Genomic DNA, 671 nt, shown 5'->3' with positions numbered 1-671 from the left:
GGCGACGACCGCCCGCAGGTCGGCGAGGGCGGCGGCCGTGTCGCCGCGCGCGGCCCGGGCCCGCCCCCGCGCCTCCAGGGCGGGCACGTACCCGGGCAGTGCCCGCAGCGCGGTCGCGCAGTGCCGCAGGGACGCGGCGTACTCGCCCTGCCGCCACGCCAGGTGGGCGAGCGCCGTGGCGACGTACGCGACGTCGCCGGGGGAGCGCGCGGCCCCGGCGGCCCGCCGCAAGGCGCGCCGCGCGCCCGCGACGTCGCCCCGCAGCTCCCGTACGTAGGCGTACCGCGTGAACACGGGGATGCCGGGGCGGCGCGCGTCCGCCTCCCGCACGGCCCGCTCCGCGCCGCCGTAGCGGCCGAGTTCGACGAGCGCGTCGACGCGGGAGGCCAGCGCCCGCTCGCTGTAGGGGTTCACGGCGAGCGCCCGCCGCGCGTACCGCAGCGCGCGGTCGAAGTCGTGCCGGGCGGCGGCCAGCGCGGCGTGCCCGGCGAGGGCCGTGTCGTCGCCGGGCCGCAGCCCGAGCGCGCGGTCCAGGGCGCGCTCGGCCGCGGCGTACCGGGACGGGTCGCCCCGCAGCCGCGCCGGCTCGACGTACGCGGTGCCGAGCGCGGCCCAGGACCGGGCGTCGCGCGGCTGGGCCCGCACCCGGCTGCGGAGCGCGGCCACGCCCC

At 83.0% G+C, this 671-nt stretch carries 1 protein-coding gene; it reads right to left on the bottom strand.

The genetic code is table 11. The annotated features are described in order from the left end of the window. Positions 1–671, bottom strand: a 671-nt coding sequence (locus IE330_RS38525) for a tetratricopeptide repeat protein (protein ID WP_190140821.1), incomplete at both ends; no start/stop codon positions are given.

Origin of the sequence: Streptomyces longispororuber (assembly GCF_014656095.1) — a bacterium.
GTDB classification, from domain to species: domain Bacteria; phylum Actinomycetota; class Actinomycetes; order Streptomycetales; family Streptomycetaceae; genus Streptomyces; species Streptomyces longispororuber.
The sequence above is the reverse complement of the archived record's forward strand: the minus strand, read 5'-3'. Positions and strand labels throughout refer to the sequence as shown.